This is a genomic window from Amycolatopsis halotolerans (assembly GCF_042647905.1).
Taxonomy (GTDB): Bacteria; Actinomycetota; Actinomycetes; order Mycobacteriales; family Pseudonocardiaceae; genus Amycolatopsis; species Amycolatopsis halotolerans.
Genome location: NZ_JBHRWI010000020.1, coordinates 418,793 through 437,999 on the forward strand (window position 1 = coordinate 418,793; position 19,207 = coordinate 437,999).

20 protein-coding genes are annotated in these 19,207 nt (G+C 68.5%); 8 read left to right on the forward strand and 12 right to left on the reverse strand.

All coding sequences use genetic code 11. From position 1 onward, the window contains the following. Position 1: 1 nt before the first annotated feature. Together ACFORO_RS17015 and ACFORO_RS17020 are read right to left on the reverse strand one after the other, a co-directional pair. The gene (locus tag ACFORO_RS17015; protein WP_377871153.1) at positions 2-802 is read right to left on the reverse strand and encodes an ABC transporter permease; all 801 of its coding nucleotides are present in this window, start codon (positions 800-802) and stop codon (positions 2-4) included. Then, positions 799-1,776, reverse strand: coding sequence for an ATP-binding cassette domain-containing protein (locus ACFORO_RS17020; protein WP_377871152.1), 978 nt, complete (start codon positions 1,774-1,776; stop codon positions 799-801). The genes ACFORO_RS17015 and ACFORO_RS17020 overlap by 4 nt, the downstream gene beginning before the upstream one ends. Positions 1,777-1,884: 108 nt before the next feature. Here ACFORO_RS17020 and ACFORO_RS17025 point away from each other — a divergent pair, with 108 nt between their 5' ends. Further along, on the forward strand, positions 1,885-2,838 hold the full coding sequence (locus ACFORO_RS17025; protein ID WP_377871151.1) for an endonuclease/exonuclease/phosphatase family protein: 954 nt from the start codon (positions 1,885-1,887) through the stop codon (positions 2,836-2,838). Further along, positions 2,835-3,263: an acetyltransferase gene (locus ACFORO_RS17030; protein ID WP_377871150.1), complete on the forward strand. Its 429-nt coding sequence runs from the start codon at positions 2,835-2,837 to the stop codon at positions 3,261-3,263. Before ACFORO_RS17025 ends, ACFORO_RS17030 begins: the two co-directional genes overlap by 4 nt. On the opposite strand, the gene ACFORO_RS17035 is transcribed toward ACFORO_RS17030, so the two are convergent. After that, positions 3,250-4,053 (reverse strand): SIR2 family NAD-dependent protein deacylase, encoded by an 804-nt coding sequence (locus ACFORO_RS17035; RefSeq protein ID WP_377871148.1) that lies wholly within the window; start codon positions 4,051-4,053, stop codon positions 3,250-3,252. The two genes, ACFORO_RS17030 and ACFORO_RS17035, sit on opposite strands and share 14 nt — an antisense overlap. After that, entirely contained in the window at positions 4,046-4,354 is a 309-nt protein-coding gene (locus ACFORO_RS17040) for an antibiotic biosynthesis monooxygenase family protein (RefSeq protein ID WP_354736187.1), read from the reverse strand. The genes ACFORO_RS17035 and ACFORO_RS17040 overlap by 8 nt, the downstream gene beginning before the upstream one ends. Positions 4,355-4,801: 447 nt before the next feature. Between ACFORO_RS17040 and ACFORO_RS17045 the strand changes: the two genes are divergently transcribed. Beyond that, complete coding sequence (locus ACFORO_RS17045; RefSeq protein ID WP_377871146.1) at positions 4,802-5,488, forward strand: hypothetical protein; 687 nt, start codon at positions 4,802-4,804, stop codon at positions 5,486-5,488. A gap of 204 nt (positions 5,489-5,692) precedes the next feature. Beyond that, on the forward strand, positions 5,693-6,175 hold the full coding sequence (locus ACFORO_RS17050; protein WP_377871145.1) for a hypothetical protein: 483 nt from the start codon (positions 5,693-5,695) through the stop codon (positions 6,173-6,175). 81 nt (positions 6,176-6,256) lie between these two features. Here ACFORO_RS17050 and ACFORO_RS17055 read toward each other — a convergent pair whose 3' ends face one another. Continuing rightward, positions 6,257-7,681, reverse strand: a complete 1,425-nt coding sequence (locus ACFORO_RS17055; protein WP_377871144.1) for a M1 family metallopeptidase — start codon at positions 7,679-7,681, stop codon at positions 6,257-6,259. 57 nt (positions 7,682-7,738) lie between these two features. Here ACFORO_RS17055 and ACFORO_RS17060 point away from each other — a divergent pair, with 57 nt between their 5' ends. After that, on the forward strand, positions 7,739-8,491 hold the full coding sequence (locus tag ACFORO_RS17060; protein WP_377871143.1) for an alpha/beta fold hydrolase: 753 nt from the start codon (positions 7,739-7,741) through the stop codon (positions 8,489-8,491). A 46-nt stretch (positions 8,492-8,537) separates the two neighbouring features. On the opposite strand, the gene ACFORO_RS17065 is transcribed toward ACFORO_RS17060, so the two are convergent. The 4 genes from ACFORO_RS17065 to ACFORO_RS17080 all read right to left on the reverse strand — a co-directional run bounded on the left by ACFORO_RS17065 (position 8,538) and on the right by ACFORO_RS17080 (position 12,432). After that, the gene (locus ACFORO_RS17065; protein ID WP_377871142.1) at positions 8,538-9,491 is read right to left on the reverse strand and encodes a peptidoglycan recognition protein family protein; all 954 of its coding nucleotides are present in this window, start codon (positions 9,489-9,491) and stop codon (positions 8,538-8,540) included. Positions 9,492-9,582: 91 nt separating this feature from the next. Continuing rightward, positions 9,583-10,458, reverse strand: coding sequence for an A/G-specific adenine glycosylase (locus tag ACFORO_RS17070; RefSeq protein WP_377871141.1), 876 nt, complete (start codon positions 10,456-10,458; stop codon positions 9,583-9,585). A gap of 23 nt (positions 10,459-10,481) precedes the next feature. After that, positions 10,482-10,973 carry a beta-class carbonic anhydrase gene (locus ACFORO_RS17075; RefSeq protein ID WP_377871140.1) on the reverse strand — a complete coding sequence of 164 codons (492 nt, stop codon included), beginning with the start codon at positions 10,971-10,973 and terminating at the stop codon, positions 10,482-10,484. A 358-nt stretch (positions 10,974-11,331) separates the two neighbouring features. Continuing rightward, entirely contained in the window at positions 11,332-12,432 is a 1,101-nt protein-coding gene (locus tag ACFORO_RS17080) for a LacI family DNA-binding transcriptional regulator (protein WP_037809317.1), read from the reverse strand. Between the two features lie 178 nt (positions 12,433-12,610). Between ACFORO_RS17080 and ACFORO_RS17085 the strand changes: the two genes are divergently transcribed. Genes ACFORO_RS17085 through ACFORO_RS17095 form a run of 3 tightly spaced genes read left to right on the forward strand, consistent with a single transcriptional unit; the run spans position 12,611 to position 15,246 of the window. Continuing rightward, entirely contained in the window at positions 12,611-13,522 is a 912-nt protein-coding gene (locus ACFORO_RS17085; protein ID WP_377871138.1) for a metal ABC transporter solute-binding protein, Zn/Mn family, read from the forward strand. Beyond that, on the forward strand, positions 13,522-14,358 hold the full coding sequence (locus ACFORO_RS17090; RefSeq protein ID WP_377871137.1) for a metal ABC transporter ATP-binding protein: 837 nt from the start codon (positions 13,522-13,524) through the stop codon (positions 14,356-14,358). The genes ACFORO_RS17085 and ACFORO_RS17090 overlap by 1 nt, the downstream gene beginning before the upstream one ends. 3 nt (positions 14,359-14,361) lie before the next feature. Beyond that, positions 14,362-15,246 (forward strand): metal ABC transporter permease, encoded by an 885-nt coding sequence (locus ACFORO_RS17095; RefSeq protein ID WP_377871136.1) that lies wholly within the window; start codon positions 14,362-14,364, stop codon positions 15,244-15,246. A gap of 89 nt (positions 15,247-15,335) precedes the next feature. Here the strand turns inward: ACFORO_RS17095 and ACFORO_RS17100 are convergent, their stop codons facing one another. From ACFORO_RS17100 to ACFORO_RS17110, 3 genes are read right to left on the reverse strand one after another with little or no spacing between them, the layout of a single operon-like run. Then, positions 15,336-16,652, reverse strand: a complete 1,317-nt coding sequence (locus tag ACFORO_RS17100; RefSeq protein ID WP_354739772.1) for an alginate O-acetyltransferase AlgX-related protein — start codon at positions 16,650-16,652, stop codon at positions 15,336-15,338. A gap of 53 nt (positions 16,653-16,705) precedes the next feature. Further along, complete coding sequence (locus ACFORO_RS17105; protein ID WP_377871135.1) at positions 16,706-17,929, reverse strand: DUF445 domain-containing protein; 1,224 nt, start codon at positions 17,927-17,929, stop codon at positions 16,706-16,708. A gap of 46 nt (positions 17,930-17,975) precedes the next feature. Continuing rightward, positions 17,976-19,151, reverse strand: coding sequence for a DUF445 family protein (locus ACFORO_RS17110; protein WP_377871186.1), 1,176 nt, complete (start codon positions 19,149-19,151; stop codon positions 17,976-17,978). Positions 19,152-19,207: the final 56 nt, after the last annotated feature.

Below are 19,207 nucleotides of genomic sequence, written 5' to 3' on the forward strand. Positions count from 1 at the left end.
CTCAGACCCGCTTGCGGTAAGCCCACGTCGCGAGCGGGAAGAACACCACGACCGCGCCGGCCATCCAGGCCAGCGAGCCGAGCAGGGAACCGCCGTACGCGCCGCCGTTGAGCAGGCCGCGCATCACGTCGGACATCAGGCTCACCGGGCTGATGTCCGCCCAGGCCTTCAGCCAGCCCGGCATCGTGGCCGTCGAGACGAACACGTTGCTGCCGAACGTCAGCGGCATGATGAAGACGAACATCAGGCCCTGCGCCGCGCCGGGGGACTTCATCAGCATCCCGACGAACACCGAACCCCAGCAGAAGCACAGGCCGAACGCGATCGCCAGCAGGATCGCGAGGACGAACTCCCCGGGACCGGTCTGCACGCGGAAGCCCATCACGGTCGCCACGACCAGCAGGACCGCCAGGCACACCACGTACCGCACGAGGTCCGCCAGCACCGCGCCCACCAAGGGCGCCGAGCGCGCGATCGGCATGGCGCGGAAGCGGTCGAAGACGCCCTTCGTGATGTCAGTGTTGAGCTGCGTGCCGACCGTCAGCGAGGCCTGCAGGATGTTCATCACGATCAGGCCCGGTACGAGCGACTGCAGGTAGTTCTCGATCGAACCGCCCAGTGCGTTGCCGAACAGGTAGGTGAACATCAGCAGGAAGATGATCGGCATCAGCGTGACGTCGGCCAGCTGTTCCGGATTCTTGCGGATCTTCAGGATTCCCCGCCAGGCAAGGGAAAACGCGTGTTTCGTGCCTTGGGCGGGTCTGATGTGCCGGGGCGGGGCCACGGCGGTCGCGGTGGTCATGACCGGCTCCCTTCGAGCTCGCGGTCCAGCTTCGGCTCCTCGGCCGCGTGCCCGGTCAGCGCGAGGAACACCTCGTCGAGGCTGGGCAGCCGCAGCGCCAGTTCGTCGGAGGTGATGCCCGCCGAGTCGAGGCGGCGCACCAGAGTGGACAGCAGCACCGGGTCGGACACCGGCGCGGTCAGCAGCCCGGTCGCGTTGTCGCGGATCGGCCGGACGCCGGTGAGCTCGGCCAGGATGCGGTCGACCTCGTCGAGATCGCTCAGCGACGTCGGCCGCACCTGCAGCGTCTGCCCGCCGACGCGTCGCTTCAGCTCGTCGGCGCGGCCGTCGGCGACCACGTGGCCGTGGTCGAACACGGTGATGCGGTCGGCCAGTTGGTCGGCCTCCTCCAGGTACTGCGTGGTGAGCAGCACCGTCGCGCCGTCGGCGACGAGGCTGCGGACCACCGCCCACACCTCGTTGCGGGCGTGCGGGTCGAGTCCGGTGGTCGGCTCGTCCAGGTACAGCACGGCCGGACGGCCGACGAGGCTCGCTGCCAGGTCGAGCCTGCGCCGCATGCCGCCGGAATACGTCCGGATCGGCCGCTTGGCCGCGTCGGTCAGCTCGAACCGCTCCAGCAGTTCGGCCGCCCGCGCCCGCGCGTCGCCCCGGGACAGGTTCAGCAGCTTCCCGATCAGCACCAGGTTCTCGGTGCCGCTCAGGTCCTCGTCCACCGACGCGTACTGCCCGGTGAGCCCGATCAGCCCGCGCACCCGGACCGGGTCGCGGACCACGTCGTAGCCCCCGACCGTGGCGCGCCCCGCGTCCGGTCTCAGCAGGGTGGCCAGGATGCGGACCGCGGTCGTCTTGCCCGCGCCGTTCGGCCCGAGCACCCCGACCACCTTCCCGAACGGGACCTCGAGGTCCACCCCGTCCAGCGCCTTCGTCTCCCCGAAATGCTTGACCAGGCCCTCGGCCTGGATCGCATGCGACATGATGCCTCCTCCTGTGTCGCTCCAGCACACAGTGGACGGAGGCGCTGGCAAGCCGCGCACACGGCGCTGACACGGACCTGTCAGCGGGGCCCCGGCATACTCGGGATCATGGTGATGGAGGCGCGGAAGCGAACCCGGCTGGTCACGGGCCTGCTCGTGCTGGTCGGACTGCCGTTGCTGGCGGTCGCCGTGCTGCGCACGATCGGCTGGGACGGCAGCGGCTGGTACCTGACCGCGCTGCTGGCGCTGACCCCGTACTTCGTCGTCTACGGCGTCCTGCTCGCCGCGCTCGCGCTGATGCTGCGGCGGTGGTGGATCGGCTGCGTCGTGCTGGCGTTGTCCGTGCTGCTGGCGGTGTACGTCGCGCCGCGGGTGATCCCCGACGCCCAGCCCGCGGCGAACGGGAAGACGGTGCGCGTCCTGGCGGCCAATCTCTACCTGGGCCAGGCCGATCCGGCGGCGCTCGTGCGGCTGGTCCGGGAGCATCGGATCGACGTGCTGAACCTGGTCGAGATGACGCCCGCCGCGATGTCCGGGCTGGAGAAGGCCGGGTTGTTCCAGACGCTGCCTTACCGGGTCATGCATCCGGCGTCCGGTGTGGACGGTTCCGGCATCGTGTCGCGGTATCCGCTGACCGAAGAGGACTTCACCGGCGATTCCGTCCAGAAACAGCCTGGTGCGGAGGCGGATCTCGGCGGCGGGACGACCTTGGAGATGGTGGCCGCGCATCCGCGTTCGCCGGACTCCGGGTATTACCAGTGGGAACAGGAGATGCGGGACCTGTCGCGCGCGATCGGCGAGCACGGCCTGCGCGTGGTGGCTGGCGACTTCAACGCGACTCTCGACCACGCCGCGCTGCGGACGGTGCTGTCCCGCGGCTATGTCGACGCGGCGGAGGCACGCGGCGACGGCATGGTCCCGACCTGGTCGACTGCGACGGTCCCGCTCGTGCCGCTGGATCACGTGCTGGTGGACCGCCGGGTGGCGATCCGGGATTACCAAGTTTTCGAGGTGCCCGGGAGCGATCACCGGGCGGTTTACGCGGAGGTGCAGCTGCCATGACAACCTTGCGGCCGAGCGACGGGGAATACCCGCGTCTGCTGGAGATCTGGCGCAGCGCCGTCGAGGCGACGCATGACTTTCTGACACCGGCGGACGTCGAGTACTACGCCACGCGCGTCCCGCTCTACTTCCCGGAAGTGGACCTGACCGTGGCGGAGGTCGACGGAATCGCCGCGGGTTTCTCGGGAATCGCCGAGGGAAAGCTGGAAATGCTGTTCGTGCACGACGATTTCCGCGGTCGCGGCGTGGGAACGGCTTTGTTGCGCGCGGCGCTGGACCGTTTCCCGGACCTCACCCTGGACGTGAACGAGCAGAACCCGCGGGCAGTCGGTTTCTATCTGCACCACGGGTTCGAGGTCGTCGGCAGGCAGGAGACCGATTCGGACGGCCGCCCGTTCCCTCTGCTGGAGCTCAAACGAGCTTGACCAACGTCTCCAGCGCGCCCGCGGCGATCGAAACCCCGCGCCCGTGCCGGATCCGCGGTTCGCGCGGATTGATCCGGATCAGCGCACCCGTCGCTGCGCTGGCGAGTTCGGAATACCGCCGGACCGTCGGAACCGCTTGTCCGGCACCGATTTCGACCACCACGATGTCGCGATGCGCACGACGCCAAGCGCTCAGTTCGTCCAGTTGTTCCTGACTCCGATCGGGAACCCAGTCGAAATCCCCGAACATCAGGATATTCGGCCGCGCCAAACTGCCGCACCGCGGACAGGACGGCAACGGCGGCCGGGCACGCATCGTCGCCTCGTCGATTTCGACCGTGATTTCTGCGGCCGACCAGATCTCCCGCGAACACCCGGCGAGACACTGCAGATGATGGATCGACCCGTGCGCCTCGGCGACGTGCGGAAATCCCGCCGCCTGAAACTGTCCGTCCACATTGGACGTAAAAACCCGAACGCCGCCCGGTTTCGCCAGGCCCCATTCGAGCAGCAGCCCGAACCCGCGATGCGGCACCGTTTCCCGGTACAGCTCGAGCCGATGCCCGTAAAAACCCCAGGCCAGCTCCGGATCCGAGGCGAAATGCCGCGGATCGGCCAGCTCCTCGAACCGCAGCCCGAGCCCGGCGTACGGCGGATACGCCCGCCAAAACCCTTCCCCGCCACGGAAATCGGGCAGATCGGAGTCGACGCCCATCCCGGCGCCGGCGCACACGAGCAGCGCGCCGGCGCCACGGATCAGCTCGGCGGCACGGGCGAGTTCGTCACTCACCCGGCTTCGATGCCTGCACGACCTCGAACTCCAGCAAATTCGCGCCGGTCGACACCGGGTTCTTGCGCTCGCCAGCGTGCGCCTCACGCGCCGGACCGCCAGCCCAGGCCTGGTAGTGCTCCTCGGTTTCCCACTTCGTGTACACGAAGTAGCGCTTCTCGCCCGCGACCGGGCGGAGCAGCTCGAAGCCGAGGAACCCCTCCTGGTTGTCGACCGAGTGCAGCCGCGCGGCGAACCGCTTCTCCAGCTCGGGGCCGGCGCCTTCGGGGACCTCGATTGCGTTGATCTTGACCACTGTCATGGCCCTAGCGTACTTACTGTGTTTGATTGCACCGACTCCGTCGGTGCGGCGGGATCGCCTTTAAGTCGGCGTCTGACGGAGCTGCGTACTCAATGCCAGGGGCTTAAGGGTCGCTGCGGGTGCAATTTGCCCAGGTCGAAGGACCTGTGCGGGGCTAAGGTCCGTGAGGGGAACCCTGAGGGAATCAGAGTCCCTCAGGGTTCCCCTCACGGAGTTCAGCAGGCCGTCACATGGCCACAAATCGGGCTTTTCGACACTATTGCCGTCCTTTGTGGACGGTCGGCGAGTCGAGGTCACGCGGCTTATTAATAAGTCCCTGACGGAGCTGCGTACCTGGCCCGGGGGGGGCGTGCACGCAGCTCCGTCAGACACCGACGCGATCCCGCGTTGTGGCTGGGGTGGAGGGAACGGCTGGCCCGGTTTCGTGGTTCGTGCCACTCTGCTCGTATGGGGGACGACGGAGTCTTTGGCACCGAATTGGCCCGCGACCTGCAGCGGCTCGTGAAAGCCGCGGCGGAGTCGGTCGGTTCGGGCAATGGGAATGAGCTGATCGGCCGCGTCACTGGGCACCTTGGCGTGCCGCTCGCGCAGGCGCTGGTGGTCACGCGCAATTTCGAGGACTGGGAACACGCGACCATCCAGGCCGGTGTCGACGCCTACCTCGCGGAGCACGGGATCGGCACCGACTGGTTCGGCATCGTCGGCGGACTGCGCGGCCACGAAGACCTGGTCGGCATGCTGTTCACGGCCAAGCAGCACGGCCACTACGAGCTGGGCGCGGTGGACTACGCGACGGTCGCGGTCGGCCCGGACGAGGCGGCGGATGTCGTCCAGCTCGGGCTGGTCGGCACGACCGCGCCGGACGGCTCGCCGGTGCTGGTCGGCGTGCGCGGCGCCGCCCCGCAGTACGGGCAGGCGAACTGTCGGCTTGAGGTGATCGCCGAAGACCGGCGGGCAGCGACCGAGACCCGCGACCGCATCGAAACGTTGATGACCGAACACGACGTGCTGCGCGGCCAGGTGATCGCCTTCGGCCTGAGCGAGCACCGCAACAACGAGCTGATCACTTTCCTGCCGTGTTTGATTGCACCGACTCCGTCGGTGCGGCGGGATCGCCTTGAGGTCGGCGTCTGACGGAGCTGCGTACCCGGCCTGGGGGCCGTGCACGCAGCTCCGTCAGACGCCGACGCGATCCCGCGTTTGGGTTACGTCGGTTAGGCACGGGGCTGGACCCGCTAACGACCCTTCCTCCTCACCGCCAACCGGGCGAGCAGCCTGGAAAAAGCGCTGGCAGACTGTCTTGGCCGAGCCGACCTGATCGCCGAGGATCGCAACCTCGTGCACGGCCCGACACCGCTGCTGTTCAGCCTGCTCGACGCGATGGACGGCGTCGGCGGCGACGCGGACGTCACCTTTCTGCTCACCACCAATCGGGCGAGCAGCCTGGAGAAAGCGCTGGCGGACCGTCCGGGCCGAGTCGACCTGGCGGTGGAGGTGCCGCTGCCGGACGCGGCTGGCCGGGAAGCGTTGTTGCGCCTGTACTCCCGCGGTCTGGAGCTGACGGCTGATCTGGCACCGGTGGTCGAGGCGACAGACGGCGTCACGGCCTCATTCATGAAGGAACTGCTTCGCCGGGCGTCCCTGCACGCGCTAGCACTTCGGCCGGACGACGAAGTGCGGGTCGGCGACTCCGAACTTGGCGAGGCCCTGGCCGAGATGAACGACGCGCGCAGCAGCCTGACCAGGTCGTTGCTCGGCAGTCACGGCAATACGTCGGGACAAGACCGGCCAGCGGCTCCCCGCTCCAGCACGAGTACGTGAGGGGAACCCTGAGGGACTCTGATTCCCTCAGGGTTCTCCTCACGTACCATCGCGACTCGCCCCGGTAGCGGGTTCGCCGGGTCAGGGCCGCAACCCGCCCGGATAAAGATCGGCATCCGACGGCACCTTCGTCCCGTGGAACCAGTCGTTGAGAAACCCGCTCAAATCGCGTCCAGCGACCTTCGACACGAGCTTCTCGAAGTCCGCCCACGTCGCGTTCCCGTTGCGATGCTGCCCCACCCATTCGTGCAGCACCTTCTCGAATCCTGGCTCTCCCAGCTCCCGGCGCAGTGCGTGCACCGCGAGGATGCCCTTGTCGTACGCGCCCTCGAACAGGTGCTCCGGCCCCATGTCGACGAGCTTCTGGCCCCAGAAATCCGTGCTGCCCTTGGTGATTTCGACGGCCGCGCGGTAGCGGTCGTCCAGGTTCTGGCCCTCGCGCTCACCCCACATCCACTGCGCGTACGACGCGAAGCATTCGTTCAGGCAGATGTCCGCCCACGAGTTGAGCGACACCGAATCGCCGAACCACTGGTGTGCGTTCTCGTGCACCATGGTCAGGATTTCCGCCCATTTCGCATAAGTGGGACGGGTTTGCGTCTCCAGGGAGAAGTGGATGTCCTCGTCGAGGTAGATCCCGCCGGCCGCGCTCTGCGGGTATTTGCCGAACTTGCTCTCCAGGAACGAGAGCACCTCCGGCAGTCGGTCGCCGGTGGCCTCGCGGGGTTCGGCACCGGGCGCGTAGCCGGAAACGACCGGCGTGCCGTCTGGGAGCGTGGAGCGCTGCACGGTGAATTTGTCGATCGCGATCGTGGTCAGGTAGCTGGCCACCGGGTTCGGATCGGCCCACGTCGTGGTGGTCTTGCCGTCCTTGGCGCTGGTGCCCTGCTCGCGGCCGTTGGACAGCACCGTCCAGCCGGTGGGCACGTGCGCGGTCAGCGTGAAGGTCGCCTTGTCGCGCGGGGTTTCGTTGACCGGGTACCAGAACGACGCGGAATGCGGCTCGCCGACCAGGTACGCGCCGCCGTCCTCGGAGCGGGCCCAGCCGTTCTCCGACCCGCCGTCGTGCGGGGTTTTCGCCGGAACGCCCGAATAGTGCACGCGCGTCCGGAACGTCGAACCCGATCGCAGCGGTTCGGCCGGAGTCACGATCAGCTTGTTCTTCTCCCGGCTGTACTTCGCCGGTTTTCCGTCGATCTCCACCGCGGCGACGTCCAGCCCGCGCAGGTCGAGGTCGAAGCGGCTGAGGTCTTGGGTGGCTTTCGCGGAGACCGTGGTGTCGCCGTCGAGACGGCCGCTCGGCGGGTCGTAGCTGACGTCGACGTGGTAGTCGAGTGCGTCGTATCCGCCGTTGCCGTCGTCGGGGAAGTACGGGTCGCCCGCGCTGTTCGCGCCCGGTGCCGGATGCATCGGCGGCGGCGGCGGAACAGCGGGCTCGGCGGGGCTGCACGCGGACAGCGCGAGCACGCCGATGAGGGCGAGGACGGCGGTCTGTCGGCAGCGCATTCCTTCACCCTAAGCGCAGGTTTGTGATGAAGTGGCGGTGAAAACCCGGGAGGACTAATGCGACCAGGCCTGATCGACTTCGGCGGCGACGAACGCCCCGGCGTGTCGATCCTGCTGCTGCACGGGCTGATGGGCCGCGCCCGCACCTGGTGGCCGGTCGCGCGATGGCTCAAGCGGTACGGCCGCGTGCACGCCCTCGACGCCCGCGGGCACGGCCGCGCGCCGCACACCGGGCCGTGGACCACCGAGCGGTTCGCCGAGGACGTCGCGGAGGTGCTGGCCGACCTCGGTCCGTCCGTGCTGATCGGGCATTCGATGGGCGGGCTCCACGCGTGGGCCACCGCGGCGAAATACCCGGAGTTGGTGCGCGCGGTGGTCAGCGAGGATTTCGCCCCGGACCAGCGCGGACGCACCGTCGAAACCTGGCGCGGCTACTTCGAGAGCTGGCCGGTGCCGTTCGAATCGCTGGCCCACGTGCGCGAGTTCTTCGGCACCGCGGGCGACTACTTCACCGAATGCGTCGAGGAACGCGAAGACGGCTATCACCTGATCGCCGACCTGGAGAACCTGTACGAGATCGCCGCCGAATGGGGCCGCCGGGACTACTGGTCCATTGTGGACGGTATCCGCTGTCCGCTGCTGCTGGTCGAGGGCGAGCACACCGCGATGCCCGCGGGTCAGCAAGCCGAGGTCGCGGCGCGGGTGCCCGGCGCGAAGCACCTGATCGTGTCTGGTTCGGCGCATCTGCCGCACGCCGAGGCTCCCGAGACGTATCGCGGCGCGGTGGAAGCGTTCCTGTCCGGCCTGTGACGCCCCACGTGTGCCGCCCTCGCTGACACACGTGAGGCGTCCCCGGTCAGCGGGCCAGCTCGGTGCGCCACGCGGCGGTCGAGCGGTCCGCCGGCACGATCAACGGCCAGACGTCCGAGCCGAGGTACGCGGATTCGTCGCTGGCCCGGGCCGCGGTGCAGCTGTCGCGGGAAAGCCCGTGCTCAGCCGCCAAGGAGGACACCGCATCGGCGGTCGCCTTGCCGAACACGCCGTCGGTGGGCACGCCGAACCCGGCCGCGCGGAGGAAGCCTTGCGCGGTCCGCACCCGCGGCCCGGTGTCACCCGGCTTGAGCAGCGGCCATTCCGGAGCGTCGAGCCGAGCGACGGACAGGCCGAGCTGCTGGCCGACCGCCTTGCGCAGTTCCGGGAGCCGGTTGTAGAGCACCTGGCCGCAGCACTCGGTCGAGTTGAAATCGCGGTGGCCCTTGATGAACTCGGGGGTGATGCCGTATTGGTGCGCGATGTAGGCGATCAGCTGCACGAGCGAATCCCACAGCGCGACCGGCACGTCGACCGTGCTGTAGAGGCCCTCGTTCTCGATGCCGAGGCATTCGCTGTTGTGGTCGGCGACGTTCGCGCCCTGCACGTGCTGCGTCCCGCCGCGCAGGATTTCGAGGCTGCGGTGCCGCCCCTCGGTGACGAAGCCGCCGCGGCTGTTCGTGAACTGCTGGCCGGTGTCGATCCAGCCGCGGGTGTCCATGTGGAAGTTCTGGATGTCCCGCGAGATCTGCAGGGCGTGCGCCAGCGAGTAGTCGGTGTTGTTGCCGGGATCGACGGTGTGGTGCACCACGATGTACGTCGGCTTGTGGTTCTCCACCACGATCGCGCCCGACGGCGGCCGGGCGTTCCACTCGGCCGTCGAATGGATCGTCGGCGTGGTGCTGGCGGCCGCGGATCTCGCCGTGGCGAACCCCAAAGCGCTCACGGCGGTGACGGTGAGGCCGCCCTTCAAGACGGCACGACGCGTTGCTTCCCCCATGCGGAACTCCTCAGCCCGGAAGTGCGACGGGAGGAAAGCTAACCCGGCGCCCCGGAGGGGACAACTTTTTGCCGACTTTCGTCGTAGTGCGTCAGTGTTCCCCGGGAAGCGCGAAGAGCCCGTCGGGCGTTTGCTCCAGCAGACCGTCCACGAGCAGCGAATCCAGGCACCGGTCGCGCTGGCCGGATTCGTGCCACACGAGGTCCAGCCGCGCCTTCTCGACCGGCCCCTCGCTGCCGCGCAGGACGTCCAGCAGCAGCCCGCGCACCTGCCGGTCGGTGCCGGCGAACTTCTGCACCGGCTTGGCCGGGCCGGCGTATTCGGGACGGCCGTTGTGCTGCCACGCGCATTCGGCATAAATCGGGCATTCCGCGCACTTCGGCGACCGGGCGGTGCAGATCAGCGCGCCCAGTTCCATCAATGCCGCGGACAGCTTCGCCGCGGGCGCGTCTTCGGCGGGCAGCAACGCCTCGACATCCGCCATGTCGCGGGTGTTCGACGCCGGGCCGGCGTCACCCGCGCCATGAACGGCACGCGCGACCACCCGCCGGACGTTCGTGTCCACCACTGGCGCGCGCTTGCCGTACGCGAACGCCGCCACCGCGCGCGCCGTGTACGCGCCGATGCCGGGCAAGGCGAGCAGAGTGTCCACATCGGACGGTACGACGTCGCCGTGCTCCTGAGCGATGACGGTGGCGGCGGCGTGCAGCCGAAGCGCGCGACGCGGGTAGCCGAGCTTGCCCCACGCGCGCACGACCTCGCCGGTGGTCTCGGCGGCCAGCGCTGAGGGCACCGGCCAGCGGGCCATCCACTCCAGCCAGATCGGCTGGACGCGCGAGACCGGCGTCTGCTGCAGCATGATTTCGCTGACCAGCACACCCCACGCGGAGCAGTCCGGTTCCCGCCACGGCAGGTCCCGGCCAACGTCGGCGAACCAGTCGATCAGTACCTCGGTGTCAACTGCCACCCCGCCATTGAATACGACGGCGCTTACTTGACCTCGGTCAGGCTCCCGGCCTTCACGTCGTAGACGAATCCGCGCACGTTGTCGTTGTGCAGGAGGAAGTCGCTGCGCCGGGCGCGCTCCACCGAGGTGCGCACGCTGTCCTCGACCTTGCGGAACGCCTCGACCGCCCAGGTCGGCCGCAGCCCGGTGGCAGTCTCCAGTTCGTCCTTGAACTCGTCCTCGGTGACCGTGGAGAGGCCGCAGTCGGTGTGCTGGACGATCAGCACCTCGCGGGTGCCGAGCTTGCGCTGGCTGAGCGCGAGCGAGCGGATCATGTCGTCGGTGACCACGCCGCCCGCGTTGCGCAGCACGTGGGCCTCGCCCTGGAGCAGGCCGAAGATCTCGAACACCCGGATCCGCGCGTCCATGCAGGTCAGGATCGACACCTGCAGCGACGGCTTGGGGGAGGACCGGTCGCCGGGGACGATGTCCCCGATTTCCTGATTACGCTTGAGCAGCACGTCGATGGAGGTCATGGGGCACCTTTCGGCCTGCGCTTCCCCGCGGGACGCGGGCGGTTCCCGTCCATGGAACCGGCCCGCAGGCGCGCACACAATGCGGTGGGCCCGAAATCACGGCAAAGGCTGGGGTGACTTGTGCGTGTTCATGCCGGTTCTCACCGGCGCAGACACTCACGAGCCCTCAGCCCTCAGCCCTCAGCGCTCTGCGGGTTCGGGTGGTGCGCGGTCTTACGCGCCCCAATGCCACATTGGGTGCGCTCAACGCACCGAACGCCACATTGGGTGCGTCAGATGCACCCAATGCCACATTGGGGCGCTCGCCACCGTAGGCAGCCAGCACGTGCCGGTTCTCACCGGCATCGCCACCCACGGCTCAGCCGCCGAACCAAGGCTCCTCGACCGTCCGCGGCGGCGCCGACGTGCGTCCCACCCGCAGCTCAGTCGGCAGCGTGATGACCTTGGGCCCGACCCGCTCGGCCGAGCTGAGCAGCAGCCGTCCGGCCACCTTGCCCTTCTCCAGCACCGGCTGATGCACCGTCGTGAGCCCGGAGCGCTCCGCCTCGGCGATGCCGTCGAAACCGGTCACCGTGAGGTCGAGGGGCACCCTCAGCCCGCGGCGCGCGGCCTCGGCCAGCGCACCGAGCGCGAGAATGTCCGAGGTGCAGACCAGCGCGGTGACCTGCGGATACGCGTCCAGCAGCTGGCGCGCGGCAGAAGCACCGTCGTCCACCGTGTGGTCGAAGCGCTCGACCACGGGCACGGTCGCCCAGTCGACGCCAGCCGAGGAAAACGCCGTCGCCAGCGCCTCCAGCCGGGTGCGCTGCACGTGGAAATGCGCGCCGCTCTGGCGTTCGGAGGTCACGAAGTCGTCGTTGCGCTCGCGGCCGAGCCGCATGCAGAGGACGCCGATCTGCCGGTGGCCGAGCGCGACCAGATGGTCGGCGAGCTGTGTGACGGCGGCCGCGTCGTCCGGGCCGACGCGGTCGACGCCCTCGATGCGGGGCTGGTCGATGATCACCGTCGGCACGGGCCGTTCCAGGACGGCCGCGAGATGCGGGTCGTCGTCCGGCACGGAGTACACGACGAACCCGTCCACGCCCGCGCGGTGCACCGCGGCGAGGTCTTCGCGACCGGGGCTGGCGGGCACGAGATGCAGGCCGACACCCGCGTCCTCGCAGGCCAGCGCGAGCCCTTCGAGCACGCCGACGGCGGCCGGGTCGCGGAAAGCGTAGGAAAGGTTCTCGGTCAGCAACAATCCGACCGCGCCCGCCTTGCGGGTGCGCAGCGAACGCGCGACCGGGTCCGGGCCGGGGTAGCCGAGCCGGCGCGCGGTCTCGAGCACCCTGCGGCGCAGTTCCGGGGAGAGCTGATCCGGGCGGTTGTAGGCGTTGGACACGGTGGTCCTGGACACCCCGAGTTCCGCCGCGAGCGACGCCAATGTCGCCTGCCTCCGGGTGCGAATAGGACGGCCCATCCGCAAACCGTAACGGTTCAGATCGTTTTCCAGAAGCGACACCCCTGTGGTGAGCGTCTCGATCCTCTCGGTGATCAAGAGCGGGTACGGCCACCCGGTGGAGTGAGGCTCGCCGTTCGGATGGGGTAAAGTGAATCTGACAACGGTTTCCATTAGCAGTTCGACCCAGGAGTGCCCGATGACTTCCCGCCGCACCACGAGCGTTCTCGCCGCCGCGTCGGCTTTGGCTGTGTTCGCGCTCGGCGCGTGCTCCAGCACGTCCTCGACCGGTTCCGGGGCGGGAGGGGGAACGGGCGACCAGGTGAAGGTCGTCGCCTCCACCGATGTCTGGGGCAGCGTCGCGTCCGCCATCGGCGGCGACAAAGTGCAGGTCACGTCGATCATTCACGACCCGTCGGCCGACCCGCACTCCTACGAATCCACCGCCGACGACGCGCTCGCCGCCAAGAAGGCGCAGCTGACGCTGGCCAACGGCGGCGGCTACGACGAGTTCTTCACCAAGCTGTCCGGCGAGGCGGCTTCGGCGAAGAAACTGGTCGCCTACGACATCGCCAAGCCGGGCGAGGAGAACGAGCACGTCTGGTACGACCTGCCGGGCGTCGAGAAGGTCGCCGACCAGGTCGCGGCCGCGCTCGGCGAGATCCAGCCCGCGTCGAAGCAGAAGTTCGACGACAACGCCAAGACCTTCAAGGGCCAGCTCGACGGCCTGATCAAGAAGGCGGGCGCGCTCGGCACCGCGCACCCGAACACGAAGGTCGTCGTCACCGAACCGGTCGCGCACTACCTGCTGAAGACCGCGAACATCGCAGACGCCACCCCGAAGGCCTTCTCCGACGCGATCGAGAACGAGACCGACGTGCCCGCCGCAGCGGTCTCCGACTTCACCAAGCTGATCAAGGAAAAGCAGGTGAAGGCGCTGGTCAACAACGTGCAGACGGTCACCCCGCTGACCAAGCAGGCCGTCGCCGACGCGAAGGCGTCCGGGGTCGCGGTGGTCGACGTATCCGAGACGCTCCCGGCGAACGTCACGGGCTACATTGACTGGATGACCAAGGATGTGGACGCGCTGTCGGGGGCTCTGAACAGCTGATGTCCGTCCAGCTTCCGGAAGCCGGCCCCGCGGTCCGCGTGCGCGGGGCCGGGCTCGCCTTCGGCGACCGCACCCTCTGGTCCGGTTTGGACCTGGACGTCGAGCCGGGCGAATTCCTGGCCGTCCTCGGCCCGAACGGTTCCGGCAAAAGCAGCTTCCTCAAGGCGTTGCTGGGAATGCAGTCGCTGTCGGCGGGCACGGTGGAAATCGCCGGCGGCCGTCCGGGCGGCGCGAACCGCAAGGTCGGCTACATCCCGCAGCAGCGAGCGATCGACGATTCGCTCACGCTGCGCGGCGTCGACCTCGTCGGCCTGGGCCTGGACGGCCACCGCTGGGGCCCCGGCCTGGCCGGAATGCGCGCACGGAAACGCCGCGTCGCGTCGGTGATCGAATCGGTCGGCGGCACGCGCTACGCGAAACATCCGGTCGGCCGCCTGTCCGGCGGTGAGCAGCAACGGCTCAGGGTGGCGCAAGCACTGGTCGGCGACCCGACGGTGCTGCTGTGCGACGAACCGCTGCTGTCGCTGGACCTGGCGCACCAGCGCGCCGTCAGCGAATTGATCGACGCGCGACGGCGGGAAGCCGGGTCCGCGGTGCTGTTCGTGACACACGAGATCAACCCGGTCCTGCAGTTCGTCGACCGCGTGCTGTACCTGGTGAACGGCCAGTTCCGGATCGGCAAGCCGGACGAGGTGATGACCTCGGAGACGCTGTCGGACCTGTACGGGACGAAGATCGAGGTGCTGCGCGTCGGCGGGCAGATTCACATCGCGGGTGCGCAAAGCGCGCTGTGCGAGGACGAACCGCATCACCACGAGCAGGAAGCAGTGGGCTGAGCCTTGGACGGCATGTTCGACTTCGCCAAGACGTGGGAGCTGATCGCGGAACTGGACAGCGTCCGGATCGCGCTGATCGCCGCCGCGGTGCTGGGCCTGCTGGCCGGGGTGCTCGGCCCGCTGATCGTGATGCGCCGCATGTCCTTCGCGGTGCACGGCACGTCCGAACTGGCCTTCACCGGTGCCGCTGGCGCACTGCTGCTGGGCGTCGGCGTGGAATACGGCGCACTCGCCGGTGCGGTGGCTGCCGCGCTGCTGCTGGGAATCCTGGGAATCCGCGACTCCGACCGCGATTCGGTCATCGGCGTGATCCTGTCTTTCGGGCTGGGCATGGGCGTCCTGCTGCTGTCGTTCTACAAAGGACGGTCAGCGAACAAATTCGGGATCCTGACCGGCCAGATCATCACCGTGGACAGCACGAACCTGACCGCCTTGGTGATCGCCGCCGCCGCGGTCCTGGCGGTGCTGGCGCTGATCTACCGCCCGCTGCTGTTCGCCAGCGTCGACCGCGCGGTAGCCGAGGCACGCGGGGTCCCGGTCAAGACTTTGACGGTGCTGTTTTCCCTGCTGGTCGGTGTCGCGACGGCGCTGAGCGTGCAGGTGGTCGGGTCGCTTCTGGTGGTCGCGCTGATGGTGACCCCTGCCGCGGCTGCTGCCCGGGTGACGGCGAGCCCGCTGCGCGCGACGGTGTTGTCCGTGGTGTTCGCGGAGATTTCCGCCCTGGGCGGGATCGTGCTGTCGCTCGCGCCGGGGCTGCCGGTGAGCGCGTTCGTGACTTCGATTTCGTTCTTGATTTATCTGGTGTGCCGGGTGCTCGCGTGGGTCCGCGACCGTCGGCGCGGGGTGCGGACCAGCCCGGTGGAAGCGGCCCCGGTTCCGGTCGGTTAGCCGTAGCCGTACCCGGCCTGATGTCCGTGAGGGGAACCCTGAGGGAATCTGATTCCCTCAGGGTTCCCCTCACGGACTTGAAGAAGCGGCTACCGGATCGGATGCTGTGCCAACGCCGTCTTCACCGCCGAAATAAACCCCTCGTCAGTAAACGGCACCAACCCGCCCGCGACATTTCGCTCCACCGCCTGCAACACCACCACGTGCGAGTTCACGAACTGGTCCACCGCCTGCGACTGCGGCGTCTTGTCCGTCGAATACGCCAGATACGTGAGATTCGTGAACGCTGCCTCCAGGTACCGCGACGACGCGAGGCTGAACGAGTCGCCGTAGACGAGGGTCGGCTGGTCGATCGTGCCGACGATCGGCGGGGCCGAGCGGTGCACCGGCTGGTCGATGCTGCCGACGAATTCTCCCGCGCGGTCGGTGACGCCGTCCGGGCGCAGGTTGTACCGGGTGTTCGTCTTGACGCCGGTCTGGCCGAGCAGCAGCGGCAGGTCCGCGACCGCGTCGTACTGGCCGTCCGGGGCGCTCAGCCAGCTGTTCGTGGAGCCCGGCTTGAGCGTCTCGGCGAGCGCGCGGGTCAGGACGAGGCCGCCTTCGTCGCGCCAGTGCGTGTCGTTCGGGGCGTAGATCGGGTGCCCGACCCTGGCCGCTTCGGCGGCGAGTTGCGGGCGCAGGTCGAGCGAGTGGCCTTCGGTGGTGATCTTGTACCAGTCGTTCGGCGAGGCGGCCTGCGAACATTCCTTGCCCGGGTAGCTGGCGGGCAGGAACTGCGGCACCATCGTCGTCTTGTCCGGCGTCACCACGAACACGAACTTCCGGCCCGACGCCTCGACAGCCGCGCGGAGTTCGTCGATCCGCTTCATCGTGGTGTCGATGTCCTGGGTCGGCGTGCATTTCGCCTCGGAGTCGTAGCCGTAGTACAGCCAGCCGTCCGCGCCCTGAACCACCTTGCGGTATCCAGCCTGGCTGGAACCCGGTCCGCTCGGCACCGTCGGACCTGTGTTCGGCGCGCCCGGCTGCTGCAGCGGCGGTGCCGGGATCGGGCCGTTGTTCGACGCCGAACCCTGGTCGAGCGGCGCGGCCTCGCCGAAGACGCCCTCGCTGATCCCGTTCGCCGCGTTGATCGCGCCCGCGCGGAACGACAGCTGGTCCGTCGCCCATTTGGGGAGGTTGGTGAAGAACGTGAACCCCTCGCCGAGGCTGGGGAATCCGGCGAGCTTGTGGTTCTCGATCTCGCTCGGCCGGACCCCGACGACCCACAGCATGGTGGGTGTCACGAAGAACAACAGGGCGCTGACCAGCGCGGTCAGCTGCCGCTTGCCGTGCCGCGGGCGATGCAGCGCGTGCTCGCGGGGCAGGTAGGCCTCGTGGACTGCGGGCAGCTGCGGTGGCTCGGACACGTCACTGAGGTTAGTCAGTTCGAGTGAGCCCGGCGCGAACAACCGCCGAAAAGTCAGCCGAGCATGAGGAGGACTTGCAGCTCGCCGACGAGGAACCCGATCACGCCGCCGACCGCTATCAGCTTCCACTCGTCCTGCCGGAACGCCGGCCGCAGCAGGCCCTCGAACTCCAGCGGCGTCAGCGCGAGCATCCGCTGCTCGACCATCTTCGCCACGTCCATCGCCTCGGTCAGGTACCCCTCGGCGTACCGCGCGGTCAGCGGCATCTCAGCCAGCGCCCGCTGCGCCGCGGCGTGCTTCATCTCCTGCAGCCGCTGCGCCCCGACAGCGAGCGCGACCACCGGTTTCGCGGCGCTGACCTGCGCGTCCACCGCGTGCCCGACGGCGCGTTCGACCATCGCCACGAGCCGGTCCGACTTCGGGCCGCGCAGCAGGGCGTCGAGCAAGTTCGGGACGGTCAGCACCTCGTTGGCAACCAGTTCGCCGTATTGGCGGGCCACTTCGGCCCGCCGCCGCTGGAACTTGCCCTGCAGGATGACCCGGCCCAGCCGCACTGGCTCGCGCGGCAGGAAGATCATCTTGATCGCCAGCCAGTCGGTGAACAGCCCGATCGCGCCGCCGAAGATCGGCAGCACCAGCGGCTGCCGGGTCAGCGCCCACACCAGGGCCTGAACGAGACCGAGCACGAAGCCGAAGACGATCCCGGCGCGCGCGATGAACGTCATCTCCGGCCGGGACGTTTCGCGGATCAGCCGGACCAGCAGCGCGCGGTCGCGGGTGAGCCGTTCGACCGTCATGTGCCGGACGTCGAGGACCTCGTCGAGGTTGTCGCGGACCTCGTCCAGGAACTCCCGCACCAGCTGCGGCGTGCTGGCCTGCACCTGTTTGATCAGCAGTTCCTGCGCGATCGTGGGCATGACCTCCCACAGCCGCGGATGATGCTGTTCGAGCACGTCGCGGGCGATCCCGTCGACCGCGCGCAGCAGCGGCTGTTCGAGTTCGCGGGTGATGATCACCGGGTCGACGCGGGCGAAGACCTCTTCGATGTCGAGCAGGTTCGCGGTGAGCAGGTCGGTCGCGATCGCGGCCATCCGCCCGCCGTGCTTCGGCACCACGCCCTGCCAGCCGAAGACCGGCCGGATACCGATGAATTCGAGCGGGCGGAACATCATCTCGATCGCGACGCGCTTGGTGACGTAGCCGATCAGCGCGGCGACGAACGGCATCGAGACGTACACCGGCCAGTGCCGCGCGAAGTCGTCCAGCACTGCGTCCACCGGGTCTCCCTCCCCGCTCCGGAAGGAAACCGTATCGCGTGCGCCGCTACCCGAGGAGAAGCAACGCCTGCAGTTCGCCGACCAGCCCGCCGATCACCGCGCCGACCGCGATCAGCTTCCATTCGTCCTGCCGGAACGCCGGTCGCAGCAGCTGCTCGAACTCGAGCGGGCTGAGCCGGCGCATCCGGTCCACGATCGTGTTGCGGACGTCGAGCGCGTTGATCGCGTACGTCTCCGCGTGCCGGATGGTGTCCGGCACCCGCTCGGCGGCCTTCGCGGCGGCGACCTGCTTCATTTCCTGGAACCGTTTCGTGCCCACCGCGATCGCGACGAACGGCTTCACGACGCTCGCCTGCGCGTCGATCGTCTTCTGCACCTCACGGCTGATCAGCGAGAACAACCGGTCCGCTTTCGGCCCGCGCAGCACGGCTTCCAGCAGATTCGGCACGGTGATGATCTCGCGCGCGATCATGTCGCCGTAGTCGGCGGCCACCTCGTCGCGGCGCTTCTGGAACACGCCCTGCCAGTTGTAAAAGCCGAAGAACCGTTTCGGCTCGCGCGGCAGGAAGATCATTTTGAGCGCGAGCCAGTCGGTCAGCCAGCCGATCGCGAGACCGAACAACGGCAGCACGATCGGCGAGCGCGTCAGCGTCCACACGAGCAGCTGCACGCAGCCGAGAGCGAACCCGAACCAGATCCCCGACCGCGCGATGAACCGCATTTCCGGCCGCGAGATGTCGCGGATGAGCCGGTTCAGCAAAGCCTTGTCGCGCACCAGGTTCGTGACGACCATGTGCTTGAGGTCGAGCACGTCCTCGATGTTCTGGGAAATCTCGCGCATGATCTTCGTGATCGCCCGAGGCGCCTCCGCCTGCACGCGTTTCAGCAACAGCTGCTGCGCGCCGGACGGCAGCATTTCCCACAGTCGCGGCTGGTAGGTCTCCATCACCTCGCGGGTGACGTCCTCGACCACGCGCAGCAGCGGCTGTTCGATCTCCTTCGCGACCTGCGCCGGGTCGAGCCGGGCGAAGATCTCCTGCGGGTCGACGAGATTGGTGGTGAGCATTTCGGTCGCGGTCGTCGCCATCCGCTCGGCGTTCGCGGGCAGCACGCCCTGCCAGCCGAGAAAGGGCCGCAGGCCGACGAATTCGAGCGGCTGGAACATCATCTCGATGGCGACGCGCTTGGTGACATAGCCGATGAGTGCCGCGATGAACGGCATGGAGACGTACACCGGCCAGTGCTCGGCGAAAGTGTGCACGCGCGTCCCCTCCGTGT